The 8,634-nt window shown below is 62.2% G+C and carries 8 protein-coding genes and 1 riboswitch; of the genes, 2 read left to right on the top strand and 6 right to left on the bottom strand.

Annotated elements, in window-relative coordinates; genetic code table 11:
- Together AACR77_RS02305 and gbpA are read left to right on the top strand one after the other, a co-directional pair.
- A partial coding sequence (locus AACR77_RS02305; RefSeq protein ID WP_042879553.1) for a methyl-accepting chemotaxis protein occupies window positions 1-550 on the top strand: 550 nt, incomplete at its 5' end.
- 229 nt (window positions 551-779) lie between these two features.
- Window positions 780-865, top strand: a riboswitch (cyclic di-GMP riboswitch).
- A gap of 60 nt (window positions 866-925) precedes the next feature.
- Complete coding sequence (gbpA, locus tag AACR77_RS02300; RefSeq protein ID WP_042879551.1) at window positions 926-2,347, top strand: N-acetylglucosamine-binding protein GbpA; 1,422 nt, start codon at window positions 926-928, stop codon at window positions 2,345-2,347.
- Window positions 2,348-2,458: 111 nt separating this feature from the next.
- Here gbpA and cbl read toward each other — a convergent pair whose 3' ends face one another.
- The 6 genes from cbl to AACR77_RS02270 form a co-directional block, all read right to left on the bottom strand.
- The gene (gene cbl, locus AACR77_RS02295; RefSeq protein ID WP_010672828.1) at window positions 2,459-3,406 is read right to left on the bottom strand and encodes an HTH-type transcriptional regulator Cbl; all 948 of its coding nucleotides are present in this window, start codon (window positions 3,404-3,406) and stop codon (window positions 2,459-2,461) included.
- 116 nt (window positions 3,407-3,522) lie between these two features.
- On the bottom strand, window positions 3,523-4,590 hold the full coding sequence (locus AACR77_RS02290) for a sulfate/molybdate ABC transporter ATP-binding protein (RefSeq protein WP_042879549.1): 1,068 nt from the start codon (window positions 4,588-4,590) through the stop codon (window positions 3,523-3,525).
- A gap of 31 nt (window positions 4,591-4,621) precedes the next feature.
- The gene (cysW, locus tag AACR77_RS02285; RefSeq protein ID WP_010672826.1) at window positions 4,622-5,515 is read right to left on the bottom strand and encodes a sulfate ABC transporter permease subunit CysW; all 894 of its coding nucleotides are present in this window, start codon (window positions 5,513-5,515) and stop codon (window positions 4,622-4,624) included.
- Entirely contained in the window at window positions 5,512-6,351 is an 840-nt protein-coding gene (cysT, locus tag AACR77_RS02280; RefSeq protein WP_039039454.1) for a sulfate ABC transporter permease subunit CysT, read from the bottom strand. The genes cysW and cysT overlap by 4 nt, the downstream gene beginning before the upstream one ends.
- Window positions 6,352-6,620: 269 nt before the next feature.
- A complete protein-coding gene (locus tag AACR77_RS02275; RefSeq protein ID WP_039039453.1) occupies window positions 6,621-7,196 on the bottom strand; it encodes an RBBP9/YdeN family alpha/beta hydrolase in 576 nt (191 codons plus the stop codon).
- A 39-nt stretch (window positions 7,197-7,235) separates the two neighbouring features.
- Window positions 7,236-8,237: a sulfate ABC transporter substrate-binding protein gene (locus AACR77_RS02270; protein ID WP_042864432.1), complete on the bottom strand. Its 1,002-nt coding sequence runs from the start codon at window positions 8,235-8,237 to the stop codon at window positions 7,236-7,238.
- Window positions 8,238-8,634 lie beyond the last annotated feature (397 nt).

Genomic DNA, 8,634 nt, shown 5'->3' with positions numbered 1-8,634 from the left:
CAACCTGCTGGCCCTCAACGCCGCCATCGAGGCGGCCCGGGCCGGCGAGCAGGGCCGTGGCTTCGCCGTGGTGGCCGACGAGGTGCGCCAGCTGGCCAGTCGCACCCGCCACTCCACCGAGGAGATCCAGAGTACCATCACCCAGTTGCAGCAACGGGCTGTCACCGCCGCCAACGCCATGGACGCCAGCCGCAAGCTGGCGGAGAGCAGCGTCAACCAGTCCGAGAAGGCGGGGCAGGATCTCTCCCTCATCGTCAATCACATCCAGCACGTGAGCGACATGGCGACCCAGATCGCCACGGCGGCGGAGCAGCAGAGCATGGTGGCGGAAGACATGAACCGCAACGTCAGCGGCATCAACGACTCGGCGCTCGAGATGTCCCAGGCGGCCTCCCAGTTGGCCCAGGAGAGCGAACTGCTGGCCGGTCTCTCCCGAAGCCTCGACGAGCGACTGGCGGTGTTCAAGCTGGACAACGCCCAAGCCCAGGACAGGATGATGCGACCGACCCAGGCGTCCTCTTCCCGAGCAGGCATGCAACCCCGCCACTGAGTGGCCCCATGAGCCCCTGCCAGGCTTGCAGGGGCTCCTTTCCTGTCATGGCCACGGGAGCCTCTCCCGGGCCACCCTCTCGCACTGAACCAGCGCGCAGATCCCGATGGAGTGATCTGCCGCTGATGCGCTGCTCCGATGAGATGGCACTGTCAATTTTTACACTTAATTTTTTAACAAAATATAGTCATGATGAGTGGTCGCCACAGGCGGCACCATGATCCTTTCTGTAGTCATTTGGCAAACTGGTTGAAAGGCCAGGACGCAAAGCCTCCGGTCTAAAGACAAGCTGTCCAGGATAGCGGGGTTGCAGCACCGTGTTTCGGGGAACTCCCCTGCCAACGTGACTGCCCACATCACCGAACAGAGGAATGTATGGCAGCAAATATCCGACTCACCCATCTCGCGGCAGCGCTGGCGCTGCTGGCCAGTGGCGGCGTACTCGCTCACGGCTACATCAGCCAGCCCGAAGGGCGCAACTACCTGTGCAAGACAGGGGGCAACAGCCAGTGTGGCGCCATCCAGTGGGAACCCCAGAGCCTGGAAGCCCCCTCCGGCTTCCCCGATGGCGGCCCCGCCGACGGCCAGATAGCCTCGGCCGGTCACCCCCAATTCGGCGAGCTCAACACCCAGACCCTCGATCGCTGGACCAAGCGTGAGGTGCAGGCCGGTCCCTTCGCCATCAGCTGGACCTTCACTGCCAACCACGTGACCCGCAACTGGCGCTACTACCTCACCAAGCAGGACTGGAACCCGAACCAGCCCCTCACCCGGGATGCGTTCGATCTCAATCCCTTCTGCGTCATCGAGGGCAACATGGTGCAACCCCCCAAACAGGTGACCCATCAGTGCACCCTGCCCCCGCGTACCGGTTATCAGGTCATTCTCGGGGTGTGGGAGGTAGGGGATACCGCCAACAGCTTCTACAACCTGATCGACGCCCGGTTCAAGGATGGCACCCAGCCCCCGCTGACCTGGAGCCAGGGAGGGACCATCTATCCCTCCATCGACCTGGTGGCGGGTGACAAAGCCAGAACCCGGGTGTTCGATGCCAATGGCGAGCGCACCGATCTCCAGACCGAGCTGACCATCGCCAGCGCCAGGCAGGGCCAGAAGAACAACTGGGCCCACGCCCTGGCGAGCAAGATCAACGCCGAGCAGAGCCAGATCCGTGCTGGCCAGCAAGGTACGGACGGCCAGTTCAACCCCGTCTATGGCCAGAACCCGGTCTACCTCAAGGCTGGCAGCAACCTGCAACGGGTCGAGATCCAGCTTGAGCAACAGCAGCCCCCGGTTGAGAACGGGATCAGCGTGAGCGGTCTGGCGAGCGACTACCCCCTCGACAACGGCAAGCTCACCCTGACGTTCACCGTCACGGCCCAGGGGGATCTCGCCATCACCAACACCCTCTATGACCACGGCGGTGTCGCCAGGGGACAGAGCAGTGCCGACATCAAGGACGGCAGCCAGAGTTTCTCCATGGCGCTGACCGGCTTGAGTGCAGGCCACCATCAGCTGGTGATCGAGGGCAAACCCAAGGCTGGTGGTGACGCGGTGCAGCAGACCCTGGACCTCATGTTCAAGGATCCGGCAAGCGGGGGCGATTACCAGTTCACTTTCCCGGACGGCCTCAAGTCCTACACCGCCGGAACCCGGGTGCTGCAGCCGAAGAACGGCAAGGTCTATCAGTGCAAACCCTTCCCCTACAGCGGCTGGTGCAGCCAGTGGGCGAGCACGGCCACCCAGTATGAACCGGGCGTAGGCTCCCACTGGCAGGAGGCCTGGACAGCGCAGTGATGGGACGTCTCCGATCTGACGGGAACCCGCTCGGCGTTTCCGGTGCCAGATCAGGTCAACATCAAACAAACGGGGAGCCCATGGCTCCCCGTTTTTCATCTATCCCTCGGTTCAGATCTGATAGTCGAGCAGGGGCTCGTTGCTCATGGCGCGGGCCTGGATCTCAGCCAGCGCCAGCTCGGGGTTGCAGAGCTGGATGAACTGCCAGGCAAAGTTGTGCTGGAACTGCCCCTGCTTGAGGCCGATCCAGGCGGTGTGCGGCGCAAACAACCGACTGCCGTCCAGTTGCACCAGTCCCTTGTCCCGCTGGGAATCGAACGCCATGTCCGCCAGTATGCCCACCCCCATCTCCAGCTCGACATAGGTCTTGATGACGTCGGAGTCCTGGGCGGTCAGCAGGATCTGCGGCACTATGCCCGCCTCGGCAAAGGCATCATCCACCCGTGCCCGACCGGTGAGGCCGGCCTGATAGGTGACGATAGGCCAGTGGGCCAGAGCGGCCAGGGTCAGCTCCCGCTCGGCGGTGAGGGGGTGCTGCTCCGGCACGACGATATTGTGGTGCCAGCGGTAGTAGGGAAAGGCCACCACCCCTTCGCTCTTGTCGAGCTGCTCGCTGCTGATGCCGATGTCCACCTCGCCGGTCTGCACCAGCCGCACTATCTCCTCCGGGCTCCCCTGACGCAGCTCCAGCTGTACCAGGGGAAATTGCTCCCGAAACGCCTTCACTACCCTCGGCAGGGCATAACGGGCCTGGGTATGAGTGGTCGCGATGAGCAGCCGGCCCGAGTCGCGATTGGCAAAGGTGCTCGCCAGTTTGCGGATGTTGTCGGCATCCCCCAGGATACGCTCGGCGATCACCAGCAACTCCTTGCCCGGCTCGGTCATACCGAGCAGACGCTTGCCATAGCGAATGAAAAGGGCGAGCCCCAGCTCCTCCTCCAACTCGCGAATGTGGCGGCTGACCCCGGACTGGGAAGTAAAGAGGGCATTGGCCACGTCGGTCAGATTGTAATCCCGTCGTGCCGCCTCCCGAATGATTCGCAATTGCTGAAAGTTCACCTCATCGCCTCCTGCGCTGAGTGGCGGTGGCTCGTGCCACCGTCCTCTTGTTATGGATTGCCGGGATCATGGCCCGGCAGCAAGCCTGACAGAGGGCCGCACCTCGCGGCTTGCCCTCAGATCTGGTAGTCGGGATAGAGCTGTGCCTGCCTGGCCACCAGACGCACCCCCTGGCCGGGGGCAAAAGCCCGGGCGGCCTCCTTGCTCAGTTCGGCCTCGTAGTGAGCGCCTCCCGTCTCCCCATCGCCACGCAGTTCCACCCGGATGCGCGGCCCCATGGGCAGCAGGCGGGTAATGGTGGCGCGAATGCCACCGGGGGCATCCGAGGGCAGGATCTCCAGCTCGTGGGGGCGCACATAGGCAATGGCCGCACTCCCTTCTGCCAGATGGGAAGGGATGGGGCCACCCAGTTGCTGTTCACCGATGCCGAACCCCTGCCCGGCCACCCTGCCACGAAACAGGTTCACGCTGCCAAGGAAGCTGTGCACGAAGGCACTGGCGGGCTGATCATACACTTCGGCAGGGGTGCCAATCTGCTCTACCTTGCCGGCATTCATCAGCACCACCCGATCCGCCACCTCCAGGGCCTCTTCCTGATCGTGGGTCACGAACAGACTGGTGACATGCAGCTCGTCGTGAAGCTCACGCAGCCAGCGGCGCAGCTCCTTGCGCACCTGGGCATCAAGGGCGCCGAAAGGCTCGTCCAGCAGCAGCACCTTGGGCTGCACCGCCAGGGCCCGGGCCAGGGCGACCCGCTGGCGCTGACCACCGGAGAGCTGGGTCGGGTAGCGTGCCGCGACGTGGCTGAGCTGCACCAGATCCAGCAGCTCCTTGACCCGGGTGCGGATGGCCGCCTCGTCCGGGCGTTCGCTGCGCGGCTTGACCCTCAGGCCAAAGGCCACGTTCTCGAACACCGTCATGTGGCGAAACAGGGCGTAGTGCTGGAACACGAAGCCAACGTTGCGCTCGCGCACATGGAGATCCGAGGCATCCTCGCCGCGGATGATGACGCTGCCACTGTCCGCCTGTTCCAGCCCAGCGATGATCCGCAGCAAGGTGGTCTTGCCGCAGCCGGAGGGGCCGAGCAGGGCGACCAGCTCACCGTCGTGAAAATCGAGGTTGATGTCGGCCAGCGCCGCGTACTGATTGAAATGCTTGTTGAGCCCTTGAACCTGAATGCTCATGAATGCCTCTCCTATAACCGTTAATTCGGGATCAATGGGACTGGGTCGGTTGGCCGCGCAGCCTGGCCAGCAGGGTCTCACCCAGCAGGGTGAAGATCCCGAACAGCGCCAGCAGGCTGGCCACCGCGAAGGCGGCACCGGTCTGGTACTCGTTGTAAAGGATCTCGATGTGCAGCGGCAGCGTGTTGGTCTGGCCGCGAATGTGGCCGGAAACCACGGAGACAGCGCCAAACTCCCCCACCGCCCGGGCGGTACAGAGCAGCAGGCCATACATCAGGCTCCAGCGAATACCGGGCAGGGTCACCCGCCAGAACATCTGCAACCCGCTCGCCCCCAGCATGATGGCGGCCTCCTCTTCCTCCGGGCCCCGCGCCTCCATCTGGGGCAGCAGCTCGCGTACCACGAAGGGCACAGTGATGAAGGTGGTCGCCAGGATGATCCCCGGGGTAGCGAAAATGATCTTGATGTCGTGCTCGCTGAGCCACTCGCCGAACCAGCCGCGACTGCCGAACAGCAGCACGAACATCAAGCCCGCGATGACCGGCGAGACCGAGAACGGCAGATCGATGAGGGTGATAAGCAGTTGCCGGCCAGGGAAGCGGAACCGGGCGATGGCCCAGGCGGCGGCCAGCCCGAACAGCAGGTTCAGGGGCACCGAGCAGAGCGTCACCAGGGCGGTCAGCCCCAGGGCGCTCAGGGCATCCGGCTCGCTGATGGCGTGCCAGAAGAAGGCCAGACCCGGGCTCAGCGCCTGGATGAAGACGGTGGCCAGCGGCAACAGCAGCAAGGCGGCAAACCAGCCCAGACCGACGGTGACCAGCAGCCATTTGACCCAGACCGGTTCATGGGTTACCGGGGGATGACGCGCCGGGGTGGCCGGAGCGGACTCCTGGGCCTGATCGAGATGGGCAGTAGAGGCGTTCATATACGGCTTCCTCCGATGCGAGCCCAGCTCCAGGCTTGCAACTTGTTGATGAGCAACAGCAGCACAAAGGAAATGAGCAACATGACGGACGCAATGGCCGATGCACCGGCGTAGTCATACTCCTCCAGGTGACTCATGATCATCAGGGGGGCAATCTCGGACACCATGGGGAGGTTGCCGGCAATGAAGATGACAGAGCCGTACTCCCCCACGCCGCGAGCAAACGCCAGGGCAAAACCGGTGAGCAGCGCAGGTACCAGGGTCGGCCACAGTACCCGGATGAAGGTCTGCCAGCGGTTGGCACCCAGGCTCGCGGCCGCCTCCTCTTGCTCGCTCTCCGCTTCCCGCAGCACCGGCTGCAGGGTCCGCACCACAAAGGGCAGCCCGATAAAGGTCAGGGCAATGACCACCCCTATGGGGTTGTAGGCAAGCTCGATGCCCAGCGGAGCGACCCATTGGCCAATCCAGCCGTTGGGGGCAAAGATGGCGCACAAGGCAATCCCGGAGACGGCAGTCGGCATGGCAAAGGGCAGGTCGATCAGCGCATCCACCAGTCTGCGGCCGGGGAAGGTATAGCGCACCAGTACCCAGGCCAGTATCAGACCGAACAGACTGTTGAGCAGGGCGGCAATGAAGGCGGCGCCAAAGCTCAGGCGAAAGGAGGCGAGCACCCGGGGGGAGCCGATCACCTGCCAGAACTCGGCGGCGCTCAGGTTGTTCACCGCAAACAGCACCAGTGCCGAGAGCGGCAGCAGCACCAGTATGCCCAGATAGAGCAGACTGAAGCCCAGCGTTGGCCCCAGGCCTGGCAGGACGGAATAAGAACTTAATCGCATAACACATCCGTTTGTTATAAATACTTTGGATGTGACGATTTTGCTCACGGCGGCCAGAGACAACAAACACCAATAATGCCTTTGCTAAGCACTTTTTTATCTAACAATGGTGGAACAAGGCTTTTAGAGCGATAAGCATAAAAAAAGGTCTTTTATATAAATAAAAGACCTAAAAGACGGAGCGGTAAAACCGGGAACATGCAAAGTCAGTCACGCTGGCCAAGTTGCCAGCCTGTCTGGAAATCGTGCCGAGACAATCCGAGGCGCCCTCATCGAAAACTGAGTGCAGCCTGCTTGCCCCACTCGGCAGGAGCAGGCTCCACCACCATTTCGGCACGGCGGTATAGGGTGCCGAGCAAAGCGAGCCCCTGGTGCCACTCCCCATGGCCGGACTGGGCATTGATATGGCCCACTTCCCCCGCATCGAACAACGGCACCTGCCACTGCCGGCTCCAGAACTCTGCTCGCTCGAAACTCATCCAGGGGTCATTGCGGCTGGCGATCAACTGGGCAGAGACCTTGATGGACCCCGCCAACACCTCATCAGGGATACCGAAACGGGCAGGATCGGCAGGGGCAACGATGAAGATGGAAGAGACCTTGTCTGGTTGCAGTCTGGCTGCAGCGATGGCCGTCAGAGCGCCGAAGGAGTGAGCGACCAGGTGGACCCGGCTGCGCCGGCTCCTGAGCTTGCTCGCCAGCTTGGCGCTCCAGACCGTGAGATCCGGCTTGTCCCAGGGCAGACCCATCATTCTCTGCCACTGGGGAAATTGCTGGTGCCAGCGGCTCTGCCAGTGATCCGGCCCACTGTTGTGCAGACCGGGAACCAGAAGGATCTTGTTCATCGTGGTACTCCTATCTGTTGTCACAGGGGCCTGCGTCTCTTAACGGCCCGGTTGGTAAATCTGGTCAAACGATCCGCCCTGGGCAAAGTGCTTCTTCTGTGCCTTGTCCCAATCTCCTTCCAGATCCTTGACAGTAAAGAGCGTCAGGTTGGGGAACTGGGCCGCTGTCTCCTTCAGGATCGCCGGATTGCTCGGACGATAGTGGTATTTGGCGATGATGCGCTGCCCTTCGTCGGAGTAGAGATACTCGAGGTAAGCCTTGGAGACGGCCTCGGTACCATGCTTCTTGGCTACCTTGTCCACCACGGCTACCGGCGGCTCTGCCAGGATGGAGACCGAGGGCACCACCAGTTCGAACTTGTCGCTGGTGCCCGGCTGATTGAGCACCAGCAACGCTTCATTTTCCCAGGCCAGCAACACATCCCCGAGCCCGCGTTCGATGAAGCTGGTGGTGGCGCCACGTGCCCCGGAGTCCAGCACCTTCACATTCTTGAACAGATCGCTGACAAACTGTTTGGCGCCCTCTTCAGTGCCGCTTTTCTTCAGGGCATAGCCCCAGGCAGCCAGATAATTCCAGCGCGCACCGCCGGAGGTCTTGGGGTTGGGGGTGATGATGGCGACATCCTTGCGCACCAGGTCGCCCCAATCCTTGATCTGCTTGGGATTCCCCTTGCGCACCAGGAAGACGATGGTGGAGGTATAGGGAGAGGCATTGTTGGCCAAACGCCCTTCCCAGTCGCTGGCGGTGAGACCTGCCTTGGCCACCGCATCGACGTCATAGGCCAGCGCCAGGGAGACCACGTCAGCCTCCAGTCCGTCCACCACGGCACGAGCCTGTTTGCCTGAGCCACCGTGTGACTGGCTCACCACCACATCGTCGCCGGTTTTGGCCTTCCACTCCTTGGCAAAGGCACTGTTGTACTCCTGGAACAGCTCCCGCGTCGGGTCATAGGAGACATTCAGCAGCCGCACCTCGGCGGCTTGGACCTGACCGAGAGCCAGCAGGGAGAGAACGGTGAGAGCGGTCATTCGCAGTTTCATGGTGATACTCCATATCGTTGGGTTGAGTACAGCATGCCCGCTTATGCATATTCCATGAAGAAAGAAAAAGCGCTTTGCTTATCTCTTATCCGCATATGAGCTCCCGATGGTCCTCTGGCACTCTCGGCCAGAGCGTATTCGCGTGCTTGCGATGCTCATCTCCAGACACGACAAAGCCCGGTCGATTGGCCGGGTTGGGAAAAGATGGAGGAACAAAGACAAACCAGAGCGAAGGGTAAGCCCTGGGTAAAGGGACAATGCCAGACACGCAAGCACCACAGGGGGGGAAGAGGCGGGTTGTCAGTAACAGGCGGCAGACCCGTCGGTTGCCTCTTGTTCCCTGAGCTCTTATCCAGACGCCAGAAAGCAAAAAGGCCTTCCCGTCAGGGAAGGCCTT

Source organism: Aeromonas sp. ZOR0002 (assembly GCF_963866995.1).
Lineage (GTDB): Bacteria > Pseudomonadota > Gammaproteobacteria > Enterobacterales > Aeromonadaceae > Aeromonas > Aeromonas caviae.
Note: the sequence above shows the minus strand (reverse complement) of the source record. Positions and strands in the feature narration are given on the sequence as shown.